Annotated in this window: 21 protein-coding genes and 1 riboswitch; of the genes, 6 read left to right on the forward strand and 15 right to left on the reverse strand. The window is 45.4% G+C overall.

What is annotated here, in order from left to right; translation table 11 throughout:
* Positions 1–174: 174 nt before the first annotated feature.
* The 4 genes from KNQ05_RS06765 to adhE form a co-directional block, all read right to left on the reverse strand.
* On the reverse strand, positions 175–1,563 hold the full coding sequence (locus KNQ05_RS06765) for a hypothetical protein (RefSeq protein WP_214804865.1): 1,389 nt from the start codon (positions 1,561–1,563) through the stop codon (positions 175–177).
* A gap of 149 nt (positions 1,564–1,712) precedes the next feature.
* On the reverse strand, positions 1,713–3,050 hold the full coding sequence (locus tag KNQ05_RS06770; protein ID WP_214804867.1) for an LLM class flavin-dependent oxidoreductase: 1,338 nt from the start codon (positions 3,048–3,050) through the stop codon (positions 1,713–1,715).
* Positions 3,051–3,087: 37 nt separating this feature from the next.
* Entirely contained in the window at positions 3,088–3,840 is a 753-nt protein-coding gene (locus KNQ05_RS06775) for a 3-oxoacyl-ACP reductase (protein WP_214765596.1), read from the reverse strand.
* 137 nt (positions 3,841–3,977) lie between these two features.
* Positions 3,978–4,078: riboswitch (TPP riboswitch) on the reverse strand.
* A 149-nt stretch (positions 4,079–4,227) separates the two neighbouring features.
* Positions 4,228–6,822: a bifunctional acetaldehyde-CoA/alcohol dehydrogenase gene (gene adhE, locus KNQ05_RS06780; RefSeq protein ID WP_214804869.1), complete on the reverse strand. Its 2,595-nt coding sequence runs from the start codon at positions 6,820–6,822 to the stop codon at positions 4,228–4,230.
* 332 nt (positions 6,823–7,154) lie between these two features.
* Here adhE and KNQ05_RS06785 point away from each other — a divergent pair, with 332 nt between their 5' ends.
* The 4 genes from KNQ05_RS06785 (at position 7,155) to KNQ05_RS06800 (ending at position 10,797) form a co-directional block, all read left to right on the forward strand.
* Positions 7,155–7,706, forward strand: a complete 552-nt coding sequence (locus tag KNQ05_RS06785) for a beta-class carbonic anhydrase (protein WP_088836864.1) — start codon at positions 7,155–7,157, stop codon at positions 7,704–7,706.
* Between the two features lie 142 nt (positions 7,707–7,848).
* On the forward strand, positions 7,849–9,171 hold the full coding sequence (locus tag KNQ05_RS06790) for a Na+/H+ antiporter family protein (protein ID WP_029333456.1): 1,323 nt from the start codon (positions 7,849–7,851) through the stop codon (positions 9,169–9,171).
* Positions 9,172–9,275: 104 nt separating this feature from the next.
* Entirely contained in the window at positions 9,276–9,869 is a 594-nt protein-coding gene (gene uptA / locus KNQ05_RS06795) for an undecaprenyl phosphate transporter UptA (protein ID WP_214804871.1), read from the forward strand.
* A gap of 55 nt (positions 9,870–9,924) precedes the next feature.
* Positions 9,925–10,797 carry a hypothetical protein gene (locus KNQ05_RS06800; protein ID WP_214804873.1) on the forward strand — a complete coding sequence of 291 codons (873 nt, stop codon included), beginning with the start codon at positions 9,925–9,927 and terminating at the stop codon, positions 10,795–10,797.
* Between the two features lie 41 nt (positions 10,798–10,838).
* Here KNQ05_RS06800 and KNQ05_RS06805 read toward each other — a convergent pair whose 3' ends face one another.
* From KNQ05_RS06805 to KNQ05_RS06830, 6 genes are all read right to left on the reverse strand, one after another.
* Positions 10,839–11,801: a glycoside transferase gene (locus tag KNQ05_RS06805; RefSeq protein WP_088836860.1), complete on the reverse strand. Its 963-nt coding sequence runs from the start codon at positions 11,799–11,801 to the stop codon at positions 10,839–10,841.
* Positions 11,798–13,027, reverse strand: a complete 1,230-nt coding sequence (locus KNQ05_RS06810; RefSeq protein WP_088836859.1) for a glycosyltransferase family 2 protein — start codon at positions 13,025–13,027, stop codon at positions 11,798–11,800. Before KNQ05_RS06810 ends, KNQ05_RS06805 begins: the two co-directional genes overlap by 4 nt.
* A complete protein-coding gene (locus KNQ05_RS06815) occupies positions 13,024–13,794 on the reverse strand; it encodes a hypothetical protein (protein WP_088836858.1) in 771 nt (256 codons plus the stop codon). Before KNQ05_RS06815 ends, KNQ05_RS06810 begins: the two co-directional genes overlap by 4 nt.
* A 191-nt stretch (positions 13,795–13,985) precedes the next feature.
* Positions 13,986–14,753, reverse strand: coding sequence for an ABC transporter permease (locus tag KNQ05_RS06820; protein ID WP_088836857.1), 768 nt, complete (start codon positions 14,751–14,753; stop codon positions 13,986–13,988).
* A 1-nt stretch (position 14,754) separates the two neighbouring features.
* On the reverse strand, positions 14,755–15,678 hold the full coding sequence (locus tag KNQ05_RS06825; protein WP_239456869.1) for an ATP-binding cassette domain-containing protein: 924 nt from the start codon (positions 15,676–15,678) through the stop codon (positions 14,755–14,757).
* A 130-nt stretch (positions 15,679–15,808) separates the two neighbouring features.
* Positions 15,809–16,618 carry a transporter substrate-binding domain-containing protein gene (locus tag KNQ05_RS06830; protein WP_088836856.1) on the reverse strand — a complete coding sequence of 270 codons (810 nt, stop codon included), beginning with the start codon at positions 16,616–16,618 and terminating at the stop codon, positions 15,809–15,811.
* Between the two features lie 205 nt (positions 16,619–16,823).
* On the opposite strand from KNQ05_RS06830, the gene KNQ05_RS06835 reads away from it, so the two are divergent.
* The gene (locus tag KNQ05_RS06835; RefSeq protein WP_214767565.1) at positions 16,824–17,465 is read left to right on the forward strand and encodes an SDR family oxidoreductase; all 642 of its coding nucleotides are present in this window, start codon (positions 16,824–16,826) and stop codon (positions 17,463–17,465) included.
* A gap of 43 nt (positions 17,466–17,508) precedes the next feature.
* Here the strand turns inward: KNQ05_RS06835 and KNQ05_RS06840 are convergent, their stop codons facing one another.
* From KNQ05_RS06840 to KNQ05_RS06855, 4 genes are all read right to left on the reverse strand, one after another.
* Positions 17,509–18,537 carry an ABC transporter permease gene (locus KNQ05_RS06840; protein WP_214767562.1) on the reverse strand — a complete coding sequence of 343 codons (1,029 nt, stop codon included), beginning with the start codon at positions 18,535–18,537 and terminating at the stop codon, positions 17,509–17,511.
* Between the two features lie 72 nt (positions 18,538–18,609).
* Positions 18,610–19,032, reverse strand: coding sequence for a MarR family winged helix-turn-helix transcriptional regulator (locus KNQ05_RS06845; protein WP_088836853.1), 423 nt, complete (start codon positions 19,030–19,032; stop codon positions 18,610–18,612).
* A gap of 104 nt (positions 19,033–19,136) precedes the next feature.
* On the reverse strand, positions 19,137–19,445 hold the full coding sequence (locus tag KNQ05_RS06850) for a hypothetical protein (protein WP_214767559.1): 309 nt from the start codon (positions 19,443–19,445) through the stop codon (positions 19,137–19,139).
* Between the two features lie 40 nt (positions 19,446–19,485).
* Positions 19,486–20,220, reverse strand: coding sequence for a nuclease-related domain-containing protein (locus KNQ05_RS06855; protein WP_214767556.1), 735 nt, complete (start codon positions 20,218–20,220; stop codon positions 19,486–19,488).
* 132 nt (positions 20,221–20,352) lie between these two features.
* Between KNQ05_RS06855 and KNQ05_RS06860 the strand changes: the two genes are divergently transcribed.
* Positions 20,353–20,658 (forward strand): hypothetical protein, encoded by a 306-nt coding sequence (locus KNQ05_RS06860; protein WP_088836850.1) that lies wholly within the window; start codon positions 20,353–20,355, stop codon positions 20,656–20,658.
* Positions 20,659–20,760: 102 nt separating this feature from the next.
* On the opposite strand, the gene KNQ05_RS06865 is transcribed toward KNQ05_RS06860, so the two are convergent.
* The gene (locus tag KNQ05_RS06865; protein ID WP_214767553.1) at positions 20,761–20,976 is read right to left on the reverse strand and encodes a hypothetical protein; all 216 of its coding nucleotides are present in this window, start codon (positions 20,974–20,976) and stop codon (positions 20,761–20,763) included.
* Positions 20,977–21,508: the final 532 nt, after the last annotated feature.

The raw sequence follows: 21,508 nt of genomic DNA on the forward strand, positions 1-21,508 counted from the left end.
ATTTAACACGCTTTGATTGTAGCTTATAGCCTCTTTGAATAGGTCGGACATCCGTCTTATTTAACCTTCTTAACTAATTCCACAAATTGGCTTTACATTAACCTTGAACCTTTACAAATTTACTTGTAAAAAAGAAAACCGCTCCCCGAACTTACGGGAAACGGTTTTCACCCTTCATCTATCACCATGATGCTGTCGTTTGATTGCGTAACCGATGAAACCGGCAATCAGTGCCAGTACCGTCGCATAGAGAATCGTCGTCACCGTCACCGTCTCTTGACTGAACCGGACGAGAGCCTCGTCCTGCCATAAGAGTGCAAACGATGTCCCCGTCAGCGAACAGATGAACCAGCTAATCAAACCGGTCGCAACAGCGAAAACGACGGGATCGTATATTTTCTTAAAGGCCCGGATGCTGACAAGGAGATAGACGACGAACGGGACAATCAGAAACAGCCAAAACGGGAACGGCTTATCCTGTTCGACTTGATCAGCGGCCGCCGCAAGGACGACATTTCGTGCCGTTCCGTAATCGACTGCGTCAAGCGTCAAACGCGTATTCGATAAATCGGGACGTTCTCCCCCGATGACAGTCAACAGTTGATTCGTGACGCGCTCGGCGTCGATTCGGTTGACGACGTCCTCCATCGATCGTTTCAACCGCGTCACGTCGGTTTCCCCGTTCAAAAACGTCACCGGGACATTTAATCTTGCACCAAGGACATTTGCCTTGTAGGTCACTTGACTGCCGTGCATCAAATCATACCAGCCGTCACTGCCTGCGTTTAAACTCGAAACAGTCAACCACGTCCGGGTCGAGGCGTCCCCCTCATATTTCGCTTCATCCGTCACCGTAAAGAACAGTTGTGCACTACTTGCGACCATCAGGATAATGATCGCAGCACGGGAGGCGGCTGACATACCGGACAGTTGTCGTGGATAAAACGCGAGATAAAACAGACCTGTCAAAAAGAGTAAAATGAAGATTCCGTTCCAGACGGTCGCTTGATCAATTGTCAGCACATCAATCCCGAGTGCTGTGTTGAACGTAAATGCAAACAAGACGAAACTCGCCGCTAAAAAGCTGATTGTTCGAATCGTCCAGGTCACACGCGTTGCGCCGATCCGTAAAACTAAGAATAAGATTAGGAATAGACCGATTCCGAAAATCGATAAGAATGGACTGCCATATTCGGCGCGGAAGGATAGCGGTTCCAAGACTTGATTGAGATCGATTCCGAAAACCGACAAGATGTTCCACGTATCATTTGCGCCAATCAGTTGATTCGTCAATCCCTCTTTGACGGCTTCCGGCAACGTGACAGCCATTCCGCTGATGAAAAACAGGAGGAACACGAGGGTCAATTCCAATGTCGTCCACGAGACGTCCGTGTCCTGCATCAGTTCGACGAACGCCTGATAATCGGCAGACTTCTCGATTTGTTGGACGAGAACGGTCATGACACCGAACAGGACGAGAAAACCAATACAAGCGAGTCCTATACCAAACAAGATATTGCGTAACATATGCGAGCGTTCCTTTCGCTGTTGCCTCCGCTCCATAAAAGCGCCTCCCCTTGACTAGATTGTTTGTATAGTTATTCCTGTTCCAGGTGATTTGAAAACGAATCTTCTGCAGTAAATACAAAAAGTAGCCCGTTCATGACGAACGGGCTACTTCCCAGACGCCGAACTCCGATTGGCAGGAACGCTTACTTTACGATTTTTTTCACGTCCGACTGCCCCACCTGAGCTAAACCAAAATGTTCCCGAAGCGTAGTCCCTTGATAGGCTTCTCTAAACAACCCTCTTTTTTGCAGTTCAGGAACGATCAGGTCTACAAAATCCTCTAAGCTTGACGGGAGTGACGGCGGCATCAGATTAAATCCGTCTGCGATACCCATTTCAAACCACAGCTCCATCTGATCGACGATTTCTTCCGGTGTACCTATCAGTGTCAGGTGTCCCCCACCAGCTGCCAGATAACCTAACAGTTCTCTTAGTGTAGGCTTTGTATCATCGATGATTTCAAGAATCGTTTTATAGCGTCCGACCGGTCCTGAAAACGCATCGACAGGCGGTAAGGACGGCACCGCTTTGTCAAGATCCCAATCAGAACAGTCCTGTTGCAAAAAGAAACTCAGTTGCTTCAAGGCATTCGCGACCGGTAATTTCTCATCCAGTTCGGCTTTCTTCGCCAGCGCCTCTTCCCGGGTTCGACCGACGTATGTAACCAATCCTGGAAAGATTTTAATCTGCCGCTCCGGTGACTCACTTTCTTTGATTTGTGTCTGTAGACTTTCCCGGAATGCTTTCGCTTGCTTTACATTCCACGACACCGAATAGACGGCATCCGCGTGCTTTGATGCAAGTGCAATCCCTTGGGCAGATGCACCCGCCTGCATCGCCACCGGCTTCCCTTGAGGACTACGCGGTGTAGACGAAGGACCTTTTACGTTGAAGTAGGTCCCGCTATGATGGATCGGTTGAATCTTTTCAGGATCAATTAACCGGTTGTCCGTCCGGCTCGAAAGGAAATCAGCTCGATCCCAGGATAAAAATAATTTTTCCATTACAGATGCAAATTCATCCGCCTTTTGATACCGTTCGTCCCTTGCAGGGAGCGCATCCATACTATGGTTTAACGCTTCCCAGTCCGTCATCGACGTCACCAGGTTCCAGCCGACACGCCCGTTCGTCACGTGATCAAGGCTTAACAGTTGTCTCGCCGCTGTATACGGATTTGAAAACGTACTCGATATCGTTGAAACTAACCCGATATGGCGGGTTACTTGAGAAATAGCGGTTAAATTGATTACAGGATCGAGCCAAAAGGCCGGTAGTTCAGTTGCGTTTGCAGCAGGAAAAGATTGATTGTCAGCAAAAAATACAGCATCCAGGCAGCCCGCTTCCGCTAGTTGAGCCAATCGCTGATAATAACCGCTCTCCCCGATTTCTTCAATCGCAGAATCCGGCATTAACCATGCCGCTTGATGATGGCCACAGCCGTACAATAAAACACCGATGTTTAACTGCTTCGTTTTCGTCATCTTTAGGTCCCTGACTCCTTTCTCCTGAGCGCTGACATCAGTTCATCGTCAATCCGCCATCTACGGTTAGATTTTGACCGGTAATGCCAGAGGCTGCTTCTGACGCTAAAAAGGCGACCAATTGCGCAACCTCTTCCGGCGTCGTCACTCTTTTTAACGGAGTTGATTGGGCAATCAATTCGAATACTTCAGCGGTCGTCACAGCACTGGCATCCGTCACTTTTAACAAGCCGCCGGAGACGACATTCACGTTTATGCCGTACTGTCCTAGCTCTGATGCAAGATTACGCGTAAAGCCGATCAACCCTGCTTTTGCCGTCGTATATTCGTGATAGGGAACTACCGGGTTTTGATACAGATTCGTGCCGATGCTGATGATGGTGCCGTTATTTCGTTCAATGAATTGCGGCAGAACACTTTGCACGACGTGGAACGCTGCTTTCAACGTGCCATCCAACTGTTTTTGATAATCTTCCCATTCCAAATCGATGAATGATTTTTGAGCGCGCGGATCGAACTTAAAATCGACTAAGGCATTATTGATTACGACATCGATTTGTCCGTAATGAGCTGTCGCTGACTGCATCAATGTCTCGACGTCTTCTCGCTTCGTGACATCCGCATACAGGGCAATGGCATGTTCTGCACCGAGCTCATTTACGAGTTCCTCTGCCGCATCCTTGCTCTTATAATAATTAATCACAACTTTAAACCCATTGTTCACCAATACTCTTGCAATCGTCGCGCCAAGTCCCCGACTGCTTCCCGTCACTACTACCGTTCTGTTCACTGTCTTCCACTCCTTCATCGTCTTTTGCAACTTAAATAGCGAAGTCGTAAACAAAAAAAGCGCAACTCTCCAAAAGGAAAGTTGCGCACGTCTAAATAATCACATAGCAAAAAACCGACAGACTGGTCTTCGCTGGTTTATTAGAGTCTACACTTCCCTACGCTAGTACGAACTAGTTCAGGTTCAAAGGGTTTGAGTATCTACTCATCTCAGTTTAGCAACACCCCTAGTGATTCTATTCAAGTTACCTTCACTTTAGCGGTCTTAGAAATATCTGTCAATAATGACAAGACAGTTTTATCGGTGTCTCTTCTGATTACGAACGAAAGCCTTGCCTCCGTCGACCGGAAGCAAGGCTCTTTTGAATTGCCATGATTTTTTTCTCTGTTATACGCCTTCGTACGCAAGCTCCATGATGTTCCGAAGTTCCGTCACGAGCGGCATTTTTGGATTCGCTGTCGTACATTGATCTTCGAATGCATCGACGGCCATCTTGTCGAGTTTTGCTTCAAAGTCGGCTTTTTTGATGCCTTGGGCTTTGAATGACATTTTGATGTTCAACTGTTGTCCGAGTTCTGTGATCGCTTGGATTAGTGATTCGACACCTTGTTCCGTTGTCGCTGCCGGTAGTCCGAGATAACGCGCGATTTCTGCGTACCGTTCATCAGCGATAAATGATTCATATTTCGGGAACGAAGCGAGTTTCGTCGGTTTCGCTGCATTGTAGCGGATGACGTGTGGCATCAGAATCGCATTCGTCCGACCGTGTGGCGTGTGGAACTCCCCACCGATTTTGTGCGCGATCGAGTGGTTAATCCCGAGGAAGGCATTGGCAAACGCCATTCCGGCCATCGTTGACGCATTGTGAACTTTTTCGCGTGCTTCGGCATCGTCACCATTCGCATAAGCGCGTGGCAAGTAGTCGAAGATCATCTTGATCGCTTTTAGCGCCAGTCCATCCGTATAGTCGTTCGCGAGGACGGAGACGAAGGCCTCTGTCGCATGTGTCAAGACGTCCATTCCGGTGTCTGCCGTGATTGATGCCGGGACCGTCATGACGAATTCCGGATCGATGATTGCGACGTCTGGTGTTAATGCATAGTCAGCAATCGGATACTTGACGTTTTTCTCTTTGTCCGTGATGACGGTAAACGGTGTGACTTCAGATCCTGTTCCGGACGTCGTCGGAATCGCGACGAACTTCGCTTTGTTACCGAGCGCCGGGAATTTATAGGCCCGTTTCCGGATATCGAGGAACTTTTGACGTAAGTTCGAGAACGTTTCGTTCGGTTGCTCGTAGAAGAGCCACATGCCTTTCGCTGCATCCATCGCTGATCCGCCACCGAGGGCGATGATCAAGTCCGGTTTGAAGTCGCGCATCGCTTGCGCTCCTGTCTGAACCGTTGCAACCGATGGATCCGGTTCGACTTGGTCGAAGATCCGGTAGCTGACGCCTGCCGGTAAGTTGCGGATGACTTTATCCGCGTAGCCGAACTCGACCATCGCTTGATCGGTGACGATCAACGCACGTGAGACATCTTGAATCGATTTCAAGTATTGGACTGAATTTTTTTCAAAGAAAATCTTTTCCGGTACTTTGAACCACTGCATGTTCACGCGTCGTCTCGCCACCTTCTTGACATTGAGTAGATGTTTCGCCGTTACGTTTTCAGAGACGGAGTTTTTCCCGTAAGAGCCGCAACCGAGTGTCAGTGATGGTGTCAATTCGTTATACAGATCACCAATCCCACCGTGTGCTGACGGGCTGTTGACGAGAATCCGGCAGGCTTTCATCCGCATTCCGAATGCCGTCATCAAGTCGTCATTCGTCGTGTGGATGACTGCCGTATGACCGAGGCCACCGATTTCAAGCATCCGTTCGGCGACATGGAACGCATCTTCCGTTGACTGGACGCTATACGCACCAAGGACAGGGCTTAGTTTTTCGTGTGAGAGTGGTTCTTCTGAGCCGACTTTTTCAAGTTCTGCGACGAGCATGACGGTGTTGCTCGGAACGTCGATGCCGGCTTTTGCTGCGATCCAGGTTGCCGGTTTCCCGACGATGTCGGCATTGACGGCACATGTATCGGTTTTGATGACGAGCGCTTCGAGACGTTTTTTCTCATCTGCTGTACAGAAGTAGCAACCGAGTGCTTCCATCTCCGCCCGGACTTCCGCGTAGATTTCCTGATCGATGATGACCGCTTGCTCCGATGCACAAATCATGCCGTTATCAAACGTTTTGGAGAGGACAAGGTCACTGACGGCACGTTTGATTTTTGCTGTTTTTTCGATGTAGCACGGGACGTTCCCCGGTCCGACACCGAGTGCCGGTTTTCCTGTTGAATAGGCTGATTTGACCATGCCGGCTCCGCCGGTCGCAAGGACCATCGCGATATCCGTGTGGTTCATCAAGACTTTTGTTGCTTCGAGTGACGGTTGTTCGACCCACTGGATACAGTCACGCGGTGCGCCGGCTTTGACAGCCGCGTCACGTAACGTTTTCGCTGCTTCGAGTGAGCAGTTTTGCGCTGACGGGTGGAAGGCGAACACAATCGGGTTTCGTGTTTTAATCGCGATCAACGCTTTGAACATCGTCGTTGATGTCGGATTCGTCACAGGTGTGACGCCACAGACGACACCGACCGGTTCTGCGATATAGGTGATGCCGTTTTGAACATCTTCTTCTAAGACGCCGACCGTTTTTTCATCACGGAGACTGTTATAGATATATTCCGTCGCAAACATATTTTTAATCATTTTATCTTCAAAGACACCACGTCCTGTTTCTTCAACGGCGAGTCGTGCCAGTTCAACGTGACGTTCGAGACCGGCAAGCGCCATGTCACGGACAATCGTATCGATTTTCTCTTGATCAAATGTTAATAATTCCTGTAATGCGGTTTGACCTTTTGCAACGATTTTATTGATCGTTTGTTCGACAGGTGATACGTCTTGTTTGATTTTTTCTTTGACAGCCATGTTAGGTTTCCTCCCTATTTTGGAACGAATCTGAGTCTGCATTTCCCTACTAAATGTTAGGAATGCCAAGCTGATATTCAATAGTTTGTGCTTTCCTTCACAAATCAATCATACCGCCTTTTTGATGATTTGTGCATGACCATCCTGTGAACTATTTCACATCATTGAAAACGTTCTCATTCTCAAAAGGTGTTGTCGGACAAGGCATCCTTTTTGAATCCCTTGCCTGTGACTTTTCTCACAGCACCTATTTTCTTTGCTTGTCTGACGGACAAAACATCGTGTAATCTATTAAAAGATACATATTTATTTGTTTTGAAGGAGGAAGTTTCATGACAATCGTCAATCAAATGCTTGCGTTCAACGAACAATTCGTCGAAGAAAAACAATACGAACAATTCATCTCGGATAAATTCCCTGATAAAAAGGTCGTGATCTTAACGTGTATGGATGCCCGCTTGACGGAACTCCTCCCGCACGCGCTCGGTCTAAAAAACGGCGATGCGAAGATCATTAAAAATGCAGGGGCCGTTCTGTCACACCCATTCGGTTCCGTCATGCGCTCGATCCTCGTCGCCTTGTACGCACTCGGGGCGGAAGAAGTCATCGTCATCGGTCACCACGACTGCGGCATGAGTACGATCGATCCGGCAAACATGATTGCCGAGATGGAAGGACGCGGCATCAATCAACAAGTCCTAAAGACACTCGAAGCATCCGGCGTCGACTTGAAGCAATGGTTACGCGGGTTCACGTCAGTCGAAGAAAACGTCAGTCATTCCGTCGGTCTGATTAAAAACCATCCATTATTACCACCGGGCACGAACGTCCACGGGCTCGTCATCGACCCGGGAACAGGGAAACTCGACCGCGTCGATTGCTAAACTTGTCCTTATATAGTAGAAAGAAGGTACGACCGACACCGGTCGTGCCTTTTTATGTTTTTTTCTTGACAGCAAAAAGAACGGTCTGTATGATACTTTAGTATAGTACAGTGATACCAAAAGAAAGCGTGGTTTTATAGTTATGTTCAATGCTGTTGTTTTAGCCGTTATCCTTTTATTTGTCTTAGCCATCTTCCGTGTCCACATCGTCCTCGCGATGGTCATCAGCGCTCTCGCCGGTGGTTTACTCGGCGGTCTTGGTTTAACGAAAACGATCGAAAGTTTCTCAGGCGGTCTTGGAGCCGGCGCAGAAATTGCCCTCAGTTATGCCTTGCTTGGTGCGTTCGCCGTCGCCCTGTCGAAAACAGGTTTGCCGGACGCCCTCGCACATAGCTTGATTGCTCGCTCAAAAGGAAGTGCCGATGCGACGTCGGTCAAGAAGTTAAAAGGGTTCATCATGTTCGCGATTTTATTACTCGCAATCAGTTCACAAAACGTCTTGCCGATTCACATCGCCTTCATTCCGATCATCATCCCGCCATTACTCGGTCTGTTTAATGATTTGAAAATTGACCGGCGCCGGATGGCCATCATCATGACGTTTGGTCTCGTCACACCGTATATGTTTTTACCAATCGGTTTCGGTGATATCTATCTCAATCAGATTCTGTTACCGAACTTACAAGAAAACGGGATGGACACCGCTGGCGCATCAGTCATCAAAGCGATGGCGATTCCGGCGCTCGGGATGTTGTTCGGATTGTTACTCGGTTTATACAATTACCGGAAACCGCGTGAATATGAGATGCGGAACATCGCACCGGACGATTACGAGATTCCTGTCGTCACGAAATCCAAATTATTACTGAGTTCAATTGTCGTCATCGCGACGCTCGTCGTCCAATTGACGACGGAATCGATGATCATCGCCGCGACGACCGGCCTCCTGCTCTTCCTCGTGTTACGACTCGTCCGCTTCAGCGAAGCAGACGATGTCATCACACGCGGTATGCGGATGATGTCGTTCATCGGATTCGTCATGATTTCAGCGAATGGCTTCTCAAACGTTTTACGTGAGACAGGTGATATCGAACCACTCGTTGAAAACTCAAAATCGTTAATGGGCGATTCGCAGCTCGTCGCTGCCTTCGTCATGTTATCGATCGGACTTCTCGTCACGGTCGGAATCGGTTCAAGTTTCTCGACGATTCCGGTCATCGCCGCCATCTTCGTGCCGCTTTGCATCCAGTACGGATTCAGTCTCGAGGCGACGATTGCCATCATCGGTACAGCCGGTGCACTCGGTGACGCCGGTAGTCCGGCAAGTGATTCGACACTCGGACCGACGAGCGGATTGAATGCTGACGGACAACACGATCACATGCGTGAAACGGTCATTCCGACATTTTTACACTACAACTTACCATTACTGATTTTCGGTACAATCGCTGCCGTCATTCTTTAATGAAGAAATCATCTCGTTTTAACGACGGGATGATTTTTTTCTTTCCATTTTGCGTGGACTTCTCTAAAATGAAGGGATGAAGTGCAATTAAAGGAGTGTGGAACGTGTTATCTAGCGTCGTCAATACCGTCTTACTATATTTAGCCGACTTAGGTTATTTCGGAATCGCGCTTGGCTTGATGATTGAAATCATCCCGAGTGAGATCGTCTTATCCTATGGTGGGTTCATGATTTCTCAAGGGACGATCGGCTGGCCACTCGCTATCGTCGCCGCCGTCATCGGTGGATTGTTCTCGCAATTGTTTTTGTACTGGTTCGCCCGCTACGGCGGTCGTCCCCTCATCTTGAAGTACGGAAAATATGTATTGATCACGGAACACCATCTTGATCTCGCGGAACGTTGGTTCGTCAAATACGGACAAGGTGTCATTTTCGGGGCACGATTCATCCCCGTCGTCCGCCATGCGATCTCCATTCCGGCAGGTCTCGCCAAAATGGATCAAACAAAGTTCTCAATCTACACGATTCTCGCAATCATCCCGTGGTCGATTTTATTTCTCTATCTCGGTGAGACACTCGGAACGAACTGGCGCTCGATTAAAGGCGTCGCCGCTCCCTATACGAACGGCATCTTAATCGCAGCGGTCGTCATGATCGTCTTGTACGTCGCCCTCAAGAAACGCCAACGTACGACGTAATCCGTTTACAGCCTGTCCTACTGCGACAGGCTTTTTTTAAAAGGAGTGATTTCTATTGGAGACATCAAAAACCGTAACCATGCATCTGGATCGTGTCACTGCCTCACATATCCGTGGAACGCATATCGCGACGGGACTGACGATTGCCGGTCATATTCTACTCGTCGAACAAATCTACGATGAAAAACGGCACCGTCCTTTCTTGCATGTCCATCGGATTCATGACCAGTGGCGCAATACGATCATCATCGCCCAGGAAGACGTTGAATTCAGTTATGTCGAATCGTTTTCCGACGGACGGATCCTGCTCGTCGCCTCGCGTTGTGATGACGATGTCGACGGATCATGGTTACCAAATGCTTTTATTTACAATCAAGTCGGTCATCTGATTAACAGTTATTGTCTAGACGACGGAATTCAAAATGTCCAAGTCGATGAGCGTGACCACATTTGGGTCAGTTATTTCGATGAAGGCGTCTTTGCTGACGCCGCGACCAATTCAGTTGGGTCGTTCGGCCTCGTCGCTTTTAACGACCAGGGGAAAGTCGTCTTTAAAAATCGCGACTATCCCATCGATGACTGTTATGCAATGAACGTCTCGTCTGCGAATGATGTCTGGTTCTTTTATTACTCCGACTACCGGATCGTTCAACTGCAAGGAGGAACGAGTCAGGCGTTCCACGCACCGAAACGGCCGTTCACAGATTTTGCTATTTATAAGGACTATCTCGTCTCGACGGATAATACGCAGACCCACGTCTTACAGCAACAAGGAAAACGGTATGTCGAGCAAGGACGTATGTCCTTTTTATCGGAGCAACAGGAGCACTTATCCGGAAACATCAAGATGCGCAAAAACCAAATCGTCTTAACGACAGAAACGCGCCTTTATACAGGCGCATTAAGTGATATGATTTTTGACGCGTAAAAAAGTACCTCGATGGTTTGAAGTCATCGAGGTACTTTTGATTAACGATTTGATTCAATCGCAGCATTTAAATAATCAAATACATGTGTAGTTTTAGCATTGGTTAAGTCGATTGTTTTCAGACGTTGCTCAGTCTTATTTTTTAAGTCACCGTCTAAATACGAAAGCAACATTGCATATACTGTGCTCGATTCATCATTAGATTTTGGAGCTCCTGTTTTTAAATCATAACGCGTATAGATTTTTCCTTTTAATAATTCGTTACTGATGAATTGATCGAAAGATTTATCCTTCCTACCAGTCAGTTCCTTATAAGCAATTGCTATTAAAACTTGATCAATCATATTAACTTCAGCATCATTCGCAAACTGATATATTTGTTTATCTGGAAAATATATTTCCGAAAAAAATGGTCCACTTCTTTTAGATTCTAGAAGAATTTTTTTCATTTCATCAAATTGACCCAATCGTTTTACTGATTGACTATCCAAATAGTTAATATGGAGCGTTTTCGCCTTTTCTTGAAACTTCCAATCGTAAAAATCAATCAAAACGTTTGACCGAATCATATTTTTTTTAACGCTATCGTCAATCTTTGTAGCAATTTCTTTATATTTTTGCTTTTCAAACACTTTAGCAGCTAAATGTAATGCATTACTTATTCTAAAATCATCTACGATGGCATTAGTTGAAGTTGTATTATTTAATTCCCACTTAATAAATAGATTATCTGATTCGTTAACAAAGAAATTGTTTTCTAATACTTTCACCTGTTCCTCGAATCGTTTTTCGTCATTGATTTCAACTAAATAAGTCATATACTGTCCAATACTTTCAGCGAGATGCATAGATTCGACTTTATCATAATCACGAATCAGACCTTTTTCCATGTAGGAATTTTCAATTTGATTCACGATTTCATCTTGATTTTTCATAGTAAAGTAAACGCCTCCAGCAGCTATACACAGTATAATTACGATAACACCTAAGATAATTCGTTTCATGATTGCTCTACTTTGACACGTTTCGTTTTATCCCATACAATCACTTCATTATTGAGCTTACTTTTCACATATGCAAAAACACCTCGGAATAAAAGTACGACAAATAATTGAGCATATGTAAAATACATTATCAGGCCAATCAATACATTAAGTGGTGTCGCAGTTTTTTCTAATTCTTGTGCTGCTAAAATTTGAATAGTATAGACTAAATAAGTCATAAACCAAAACATGATTAATGGGGTGCTCACTTCATCAAAAGCGTAGCCAAACAACCCTAGTATCAAGACTGTGTCTGAAATAAGCAGTAAGAAAATAAATAAAAGGTAGGTCAAGATATGTTGCAATGAATGGACAAGTGTACGTCCCTTCCAAAATTCTTTAGTCACAAATGCTTTTTCCAATAAATATATATTCCCTAACATCCAACGTGTTCGTTGTTTCATATACACTTTCAAGTTTTCAGGTTCTTGCTCCCATGTCTCTGACTCGTATACGACAGGTAGTTTGTAACCAAGTGCTGTTATCCGCATAGTTAATTCTGCATCTTCAGCTAGTGCATACGGATCATATCCACCTAATTCTTCAATTACACTTCTTTTTAATAACATGTTCGTCCCGGCTAGTGAACCGGTATTAAAAGCTTTCCATCGGCCGCTTTGCATAATTAATTGAAATACTTGAAACTCTATGGCAATCATTCTTGTAAGTATATTCGTATTCGCATTAATCGTTTTTACAACACCTACTGAGCCACAGGCACCTTCAGTTTGAAAGGCAGCCTCTACTAATTTTGTAACAGCATCTGGTTTAGGTTGATTATCAGCATCGTAAATTAAAAAATATTCCGAGTCAGTGATTTTTAATCCATAATTTAATACTCTTGATTTACCAATCGGTTCACCTTTAGGAACAGGAATGTAATGAATCCGACTAAACATTTGAGTAAACTCTAGAGCAATAGTCTTCGTATCATCAGTTGATTGATCATCGAGCAGAAAAACATCAAGTTGACCTGCATAATCAATTGTCATCATCGCTTCTAGTGTTTGTCTCATTACAATTCCCTCATTGTGTGCAGGAATTAAGATAGCTACAGAGGGATAGTCTGTCATGGTTTTAACTTTCGATTTTGAAAATCTATCAACAATTCCGGCGACTGTTAAAAAAGAATAATAAATAAGCATCAACCAAAAAATAGCCATAATCCCGTTTAATAAAAGATTCATTGCGCCACCTCAATTTTTTCCAATGAACTCTCCACAGATTCTTCGACTAGAATAATTTTTGCTTCGAACGGATATTCGATCGAGGTAAAATCGGTACGGAGGTTTTCTAAATAACGTGACCAGGCAATAGTAGCACCTTTTTCCGTAGTATTTTGCAAAAATATAATAAACTCTGTTTTGTTACGTTGTGACATTACATCATAATTTGCGCGAAATACATTTAATCCGGCAACTGTTAGTGTTTGGATAATCGTTTTCTTATTTAAAGTGGAAGGATTAAGGTGGATGTGGATTAAATAATTTAGTTCATTCCGTCGATTTGCTCCAGTAATTAAAAAATCCGTTCTATCTAAAAATTCACTATAAGACAGGAGTTGAGGTGTTTCAGAATAACCCTCAAGAATTTTAACACGGTTTTCTAGTACTTGATTTTCTTCGAAGACCCCTCTCAGTTGTCGAAGCAATAACCAATATAAAAACACGATTATAGAGGATAAAAGATGTTCAAAAATATAAAAAAGCTGAGTTTCATTTGAAGACTTTACAAACCAGGTAATAAGAAGATAAACAAAACCTAGCGACAATACATAAGTAACAAGAATCACAAAATTTTTCCGTCCATTTAGTGCAGTCATTAATACTAAAACAGGCAACACTAGTATAGCTGAAATTGAAATTCTTGATTCTTCATTCGATACATGCAATACATAAATAGAGCAAGTTAACAGAGCAATCAAAATAAGTAATGAAAAACCATATTTCTTCATAAGGTATCTCCCAGCCTGAAAATTTTTATCAATTAATTATTACTGACATTAATTTATTTTAAAGGCATTTATGGGTTTAGTATACTAATTTTTTAAAAACGTACATTTGATGTTAATTTTTATAAAAAATCTCGCCTACATCGAATAAATATTTATTCGATGTAGGCGAGATTTATATTTTGCTAATCAAATCATTTTTTTAACGCTCCCCGTGCATTCAGTGCCGCAAACACAACCATCGCAAGACTGAGAACAGCCGCGACAAGCACCCCTTGCGTATAGACACTCCAGTCAATCGTCTCACGTAGCAAAACGGCCCGCATCCCTTCCATGATATAGGTCGTCGGGTTGATCGTCGCAGCTATCTTTAACCATTCCGCCTCAATCAATTCTTTCGGGACGAATGTCGTCGATAAGAAAATCAACGGGAAGAACAACAACGTTCCGGCTTGTGCCGCCTGTGCATTGCGTGTTTTCAAGGCGACCCCGACCGAATAGCCGGCAAAGGCGAGTCCGAAGCCAAGCGCAAGGACAATCGTCAGGAAAAAACCGGCAGCTCCGGCAGGAATCGATAATCCAAGTAAAAAGCCCATCCCGAAAATCAACAGTGTTTGGACGAACAACTGCAACATCCCGGCAATCATCGGGCCGAGGACGATCGCCGTCCGCGAGACCGGTGTCAAAAGCAGTCGTGCAAAATATCCACTTTCGATATCCTTGACGAGGGCTTGTCCCGCGCCCCCTGCTCCACCGACGGCACCAGAAACGATCGAGACGGGTAAGATGAAGTTCAAATAATCGACGCCCCCGAACTGAGGTAAGCTCGAGATGCCGGATAAACCACTCGTGTAGACGAGCAAAAAGAACACACTGATGATCAGGTTTGGGATGAAGGAGAATGGATTACGAAGTGTCACGAGCAAACTACGTTTCGTCAAAATCAAGGTTTCACGCCACATCTCAATCACGCTCCTTATAGACTTGACCGGTCAACTGAATGAAGACGTCGTCGAGCGACGGTTGCTTGACGAGTAATGATTTCGCCGTCAGTTGGTGTTCATCCAAATAACGGACGACATTTTTTAAGCTTTCCGTCCCGCTCGACGGTAAGATGACCGTCGCCTTTTCGACCCGACCGTCGAAGTTCTCACTGAGCCGACGCATCGCGTGTTCATCGTCGAGGACGACTTCGATCCGCTCTTCCCCACTCGTCGCTTTCAGCTCAGCAGCTGTCCCTTCTGCGATCAGTTTTCCTTCATTGATAATGGCAATCCGGTCGGCCAATTGATCGGCTTCTTCGAGATACTGTGTCGTCAGGAAAATCGTCGTTCCGTATTCTTCATTCAAGCGTCGGACTTCCGTCCAAATCTGGAGGCGACTGGACGGATCAAGACCGGTCGTCGGCTCATCGAGAAACAGGACGGGTGGACGATGGACTAACGTCAACGCTAAGTCGAGCCGTCGCTTCATTCCGCCGGAGTAAGTACCGGATCGTCGCTTGCCGTCGCCACTTAACCCGACGAGTTCAAGCAGCTCTGTCGCACGCCGTTCCGCTTCCTTCGCTTCAAAACCAAACAGCTTACCTTGGAGGACGAGTAATTCGTATCCGGTCAAATCTTCATCAATCCCTGTGTCCTGGAGTGCAACACCGATTTGGAGCCGAACTTTCTTTTCATCCCGCTTAATGTCAAATTGATTAATCGTCGCACTGCCGGAACTCGCCGTAATCAGTGTCGTCAACATTTGGACCATCGTCGACTTCCCAGCGCCGTTCGGTCCTAAAAAAGCAAAGATTTCGCCCTTGTCCACATGAAAGGAAATTGCATCGACAACCTTTTTCCCGTCGTATTCCTTCGTCAAATCCTGCACATCGATCATCGTCATCCATCCTCTCCACCTAAAAAGAAGCGATTTTAATTTATTTCCCCTGTTTTGATGACAATGAAGCGAAAAAAACTGCACCGCTCTTTTTAAAAGAGAACAGTGCAGTCTGAAAAAATCATTCTATATGTAGTTACGATGCGACTAACCATTTTTCCTTCAAGGCATCGATTTCCTGACTGCCTTCATAAGAATTCATCCACAAGTTCATCACATCGAGAACGTCCGGTTGCCGTTCCCGGACGAGATAACTTTTTTCAGCAGGGATCCATTTTTCCGTGATTTTCGGTGCCCCGAGTCGTTCGTCGAGTGAAGCATAGTGAACAGCCTCGACCGTATCGGTAATCATGACATCGACTTCACCCGTCGCGACGGCTGCCGGAATGGCTAAGTTATCCGTGTACATGACGATACGGGCACGATCGAACGTCTGACGGACGAACTGCTCGTTCGTTCCCCCCGGATTCAGACCGATTGTAATGTCCGGACGATTGATGGCAGCAATTGATGTCAAACGGTTTAAGTCACTTTTGCGGACGAGTGGTGTCTTTTGGAAAGACAAGTAACTTTTCGTGAAGTCACCAATGATTTCGCGTTCGATGTTTTTTGTCACGCCGCCGACAACCATATCGAATTTACCGGCACGTAAGTCGCGCGTCAACGTCGGCCACGTCGTCGGGACGAATTCGACTTCAAGTCCTGCTGTTTTTGCAAACGAGCGGATGACCTCGATATCGAACCCTTCATAGTCATTCGTCTGACGGTTCAAGTAGGTGAACGGTTTATAATCCCCCGTCGTCCCGACGATGATTTTTTTATCGGAAAAGACATCACGTGTCCGTTCCTCTTTCTTTGGGGAAACAAACTCTCGCAACCGCGTCACCGCGAACAAACTCGAAATAACAAGACTTCCTCCAAGCACGACTCCCTGCAGTTTATTCACCTAGCTCGCATCCTCTCTCTATCTCGTTCTATTTTGTATAGTACTCAAAAGAGTATCACATCCCTGTCCGTTCTAAAAGATTTTTTTGATTATTTCGTCAAATCGTGTTTCAACGTTTTTTCGTGCGAAGCCCTCTCGATTGCATTTGACGATGCGTTTCTTTCATAATAGGAAAGAATCGATTAGCGAAATGGAGGAATGTAAGATGAGTAAAGTATTCATTATTGGAGCGAACGGGAAAGTAGGACGGCACGTCGCCAAACAATTGAGTGACTCAACTCATGAAGTCCGCGTCGGTCTTCGGTCACCTGACCAGTTTTCTGACTTTGAAGCACTCGGACTGACTCCTGTCCTGCTTGATCTCGAGCAGAACATGGCATCGATCCAGGACGCACTCGGAGATAGCGACGTCGTCATCTTCTCAGCGGGATCCGGCGGACACACCGGTGCCGATAAAACGATGTTGATTGACTTAGACGGTGCCGCTAAATCAATTGCGGCAGCAGAGCAACAAAACGCGAAACAATTCATCATGGTCAGTGCCTTGAACGCCGACTCGCCGGAGACTTGGTCTGACAGCATGAAACCGTATTATGTCGCAAAACACTACGCCGATCGGTTGCTACGTGCCAGCAAACTCAACTATACGATTTTGCGTCCCGGCGGTTTATCGGACGACGCCGGAACAGGTGCCGTCACGACTGATCCATCTGATGCGGAGACAAAATCGATTGCCCGCGAAGATGTCGCAACCGTCATCGTTGCTTCAATCGGACAAGAAGCGGCATCCCGTCAAACAATTACACTCCTCGAAGGCGATACACCCATCGCTGACGTATTTGCATAAAACAAAAAACGAGCGACCCCGATTCCGGAGGTCGCTCGTTTTTTCATGACGCTTGTTTCACTTCAACGATGTGTGCTTGTTCGCGACGGATTGCCGTTACAATCAACGTAACGCCTAACGTCACAATTAAGATCATTACCAGGTTAAAGGCATACTGCGAGATATCTCCATCAAAGTAAATTAATCGTGTCAGTCCTGCGACTGCATTCGGGACGGGAAGAAACTGACCGAGCGACTGATAGAACGGTGCGAGCATCGATGGTGGCACGATATTTCCTGCCGTCATCAACTGGAACGGAATCAACGCGACGTTGACGAGCGGTGCGATTGGTCCGAATATCGCAAAGTTCATTTGCGTGACACTGATACAGGCTGCTGTTAATAAGACTTGGAATCCCCAGACTTTTAAAAAGGATGCTGCACTATCCGAGAACAAGAAGGCAATCGTCACCATGACGAGTGGAACGACGACAAGAACGATGCCATGCAACAATTGTTTACTCCAAAAGAGCGACCACTTTTGATGTTGCTTCTGAAGAATTTGTGTCACGAGATTAAACTGAATTCCCATCGTCATGACAGCGATGTAAATGACGAAGCCAAGGATGATCGGTAACATCGACGTCGAGAATTCTGACACGTGATGTTCGATGATGATATCGGATGTGAACGGGACATCTCCATTCAGTTGATTGACGATTTGTCCCGCTCCCTGTTTCAAGATTCCATTAGCGAACTCTGCATTGGCTTGGTTGACATGGAACGTCAAGCGCTGTTCATTCGTCAAATCCGCGACGAGGACCATTTCGACATCACCCTGGTCGAGTTGCTTCAGTCCGGTTTCTGTTGAATTGACTTGCGAGACGGTAAATGGACTTTCAGCTTTGAACTGTTGATAGAAATCTGCCGAGCCTTGATCCGCCACGACCGCGACGCGTAATTGATCCAGTCGTTCCGTCGCACCCTGGTACCCTGTCATCCAGACGACGAGGAAGAGAACCGGTACGACGAGGGCGAACATCAGCCCGACTTTTGTTTGTGTGATTGCAAATACGTCTTTCATTGTCTTCATTTTTTGTATCCCCTTTTTATATGCATCGCTTATAATAGCATGTGCAACTATTTAATCAAAAAAGAAAACCACTCACGTCACATTTTTGTGAATGGTTTCAAGCGTCCGAATGAACTGTTCAATCTCCGCTTTCGTCAGCCCTTGAAACGCTTGCTCTTGCAACGCATCAAGCGTCGGTTCAAGCAATTCAAGCACGTGGACACCCTCTTTTGTTGTCAAAAGAATGAACGCACGGCGATCTCTCGGATCAGACGTTCGCATGACGAACCCTTTTTTGACAAGCTTATCAAGAATCTTCCCAACTGTCGTTTGATCCCGTTCCGTCACGAGCGCTAACTGTTTTTGGGAAACACCTTCTTGCTTATGCAATTCACTTAAGACAGAGAGTTGTTCCGGTGTCAGACCGTGCACGTCCATCCGCTTCGTCGCCGCCCGTTTAAATGAATGATAGCTGCGCGACAGCTGCATGCCAAGCGACCAATCGACTTCCTTCACATGCTTCCCCTTCTTCCCGATAAATAGTTGCACTACTTATTATTTCGACTTACTCACTATACCGGTCAGGAAGAGGAGTTGTCAATGAAATTAAAATTAAACAATCATTCCGGTTTGTCTGCAGTTTTTGCTTTATCATTGTATGTTGAATTTCGATTTTTCAACCGTTCCATTGCAGTTAACACTTTTTCTAAGTCCGAAAGATCGTGTGGTGTATTTGGCGTCGTCAAAATGTGAGCAACTCTCCGATAAGCTAATTTTTTACCATATCCCATCAAAACATAAATGGCCCGTTTAAAATCCCCGTTTTCTTCCCAGTCGACATCACCATAAATTATCCGATAGTACGCATCTCGACTATGTTGAGGTGCATCGATGTCAATATAATCGATAGGTTCTTGATGAATAGCCATGCTCTCACTTCCTTTTCATTAACGTGTCTCACTTGATTTTTTACGACGTAAACGATTTTATCGATTCGATATGCGCGTCTTTAATCATTTGATCGACTTGCGACCGTTGCTTGAGCTCCTCGTAAACGTTATCGACTTGTGCTCGTGTCAAACGATTAACCGTCGCCAGTTTATTGATGGTCCGGCGTAACTCATTCCGCTTGATGACATGGACATGGCTCGAATCGACCGTGATTTTCTTCAGTTCGCACCGTTCACTGAAGACGATCAGTGATTTAAAAACATCTGCCTCAACCATTTCAGACAAAAACTTTTGAAGACTCTTCAAGTGCTGTTCATTTTGTTTGATCGGGTTGTAGAATTTTTGCTTGAACCGATTCTTGAACATCTGTGTCCACTGGCGGTCCGCTTCTTTCCCGAAAATCCAGCCGCTGTAGTTTTTCGATTCGAGGACGTAAATCCCGCTCTCATGAATGAACGTGACGTCGATTTCCGTCAGGCCTTTCCCCCGTGCTTTTGGTACATATGTATTGATGACAAACTTTCCGTATCCGTCGATTTTTTCAAGTTGGCGTGTCGTCAAATACTCGCCCCACAGCCCTTTGTCACGGACCGCTTTGAGGAATCGTTCTTGTGTTACTTGCTTATATGTACTTCGTTCAAATGAGCGGCGCCGTAAGTAATACAGACTTGAGAGCGTCACGACGAAACCACCGAACATGACACCACCTATGAGGACTAACAACGGAATTAACGATACAATGATTTTTTCCACTTTTTTCATTCCTTTCACCTAAAAAACCTTTATTTACCACTTATTAAGAATAAACGTATTCTCATGACTTTTCCACTATTTGTTACATGGTACAATCTATGCTACGGTGAACAAAAGGAGGTGGATGCATTGATGGATGCTTTATTCACATGGTTGCCCGTCTTGTTTCTTGCCATCATCTGGCAATCGATTTCACAACAACTAGCCAAGCAACGGATCCAGCAACAGCAATTAACGAAGGAAATTAAACGTATTCAAATTCACCTTGGAATGCCGGGAGTAGATGCGGATGAGGTTAAACTCCAACATCAAGTTAAACACCTTCTTCAAGAGGATCAGATGGTGGAGGCTGTTAAACTAGTCCGAAATCAACTTGGTTATTCATTACTCGAAGCTAAGCAGTATGTCGATTCTCTTCATTTTGATTCATCAAACTAAAAAGACAGGCAAACCTTCCCTAAGTGAGTGGAAAGTTTGCCTGTTTAATTCGGTGGATAAATTATTTGCTTTACTTCAATCATAGTCATAATTTAAACATCATTATGAATTATATCCAAATGACAACGTGCTGACGATGAAACCAATCGTCGCAAAGATGAAAAACGTACAACACATCGTCAACAGAACCAACAACGGTTTTGGCAGCTGAACTTTTACTTTCCAAATTGCCACGAGGAGCAAGGCGTTCAGGAGCAGGAATCCGAATAAAAATGCAAATAGACCGAGTCGTTCCTTCATCATGAAGATTAAATCCATGTCATTCTTCCCTTCTTCGATTTGTCAGTCAAACGCGTTAGCGATTACTTTCTTCAACCTATCCATTGTTACAAAAACATCCAAAAATGACAACGCGATTGATTCTTTCCAAGCAAATGATAGACTTCCTTATATGTCAAAACCCGACCATTCTTATAAGCTTATAAATGTTTGCGTTAAATCAGGACGAGTCTTTTTAAACTTGTAATTGCGCGTGTCTTATTCCCTAACAAGATTCAAAGCGCTCGTTTTGCTTCTTGTGAAAAGTGAGCTCATCGGCTATTCGATTGAAGCGGGATGGAAACGTCCATTCTCGACTCCTATGGGAAAAAGAAGCGCGGTTCGCGCTTCTGTCAGGAATAGGTAAGACCCGGCATGCGAGCATGAAATGCGGGATGCCGCGGCTTACCTTCCGCCCGTGGAAAGCGAGGATGACGGAAACATCCGTTTCAAGGATTTATCTGGGGATAATTTATGGATCAACCCTGCCGCCTTGCGCCTCGCCCGAGGAAAGCACGGGAAGAAAAAGCAT

The sequence above is a fragment of the Exiguobacterium sp. s125 genome (genome assembly GCF_018618605.1).
Classification (GTDB): Bacteria; Bacillota; Bacilli; order Exiguobacteriales; family Exiguobacteriaceae; genus Exiguobacterium_A; species Exiguobacterium_A oxidotolerans.

Coding starts and splice junctions, on each gene's coding strand:
- KNQ05_RS06765 (WP_214804865.1), bottom strand. CDS start 1,563: ATGGAGCGGAGGCAACAGCGAAAGGAACGCTCGCATATGTTACGCAAT.
- KNQ05_RS06770 (WP_214804867.1), bottom strand. CDS start 3,050: ATGACGAAAACGAAGCAGTTAAACATCGGTGTTTTATTGTACGGCTGT.
- adhE (WP_214804869.1), bottom strand. CDS start 6,822: ATGGCTGTCAAAGAAAAAATCAAACAAGACGTATCACCTGTCGAACAA.
- KNQ05_RS06785 (WP_088836864.1), top strand. CDS start 7,155: ATGACAATCGTCAATCAAATGCTTGCGTTCAACGAACAATTCGTCGAA.
- KNQ05_RS06790 (WP_029333456.1), top strand. CDS start 7,849: ATGTTCAATGCTGTTGTTTTAGCCGTTATCCTTTTATTTGTCTTAGCC.
- KNQ05_RS06805 (WP_088836860.1), bottom strand. CDS start 11,801: ATGAAACGAATTATCTTAGGTGTTATCGTAATTATACTGTGTATAGCT.
- KNQ05_RS06810 (WP_088836859.1), bottom strand. CDS start 13,027: ATGAATCTTTTATTAAACGGGATTATGGCTATTTTTTGGTTGATGCTT.
- KNQ05_RS06815 (WP_088836858.1), bottom strand. CDS start 13,794: ATGAAGAAATATGGTTTTTCATTACTTATTTTGATTGCTCTGTTAACT.
- KNQ05_RS06820 (WP_088836857.1), bottom strand. CDS start 14,753: ATGTGGCGTGAAACCTTGATTTTGACGAAACGTAGTTTGCTCGTGACA.
- KNQ05_RS06825 (WP_239456869.1), bottom strand. CDS start 15,678: ATGACGATGATCGATGTGCAGGATTTGACGAAGGAATACGACGGGAAA.
- KNQ05_RS06835 (WP_214767565.1), top strand. CDS start 16,824: ATGAGTAAAGTATTCATTATTGGAGCGAACGGGAAAGTAGGACGGCAC.
- KNQ05_RS06840 (WP_214767562.1), bottom strand. CDS start 18,537: ATGAAGACAATGAAAGACGTATTTGCAATCACACAAACAAAAGTCGGG.
- KNQ05_RS06850 (WP_214767559.1), bottom strand. CDS start 19,445: ATGGCTATTCATCAAGAACCTATCGATTATATTGACATCGATGCACCT.
- KNQ05_RS06860 (WP_088836850.1), top strand. CDS start 20,353: ATGGATGCTTTATTCACATGGTTGCCCGTCTTGTTTCTTGCCATCATC.
- KNQ05_RS06865 (WP_214767553.1), bottom strand. CDS start 20,976: ATGGATTTAATCTTCATGATGAAGGAACGACTCGGTCTATTTGCATTT.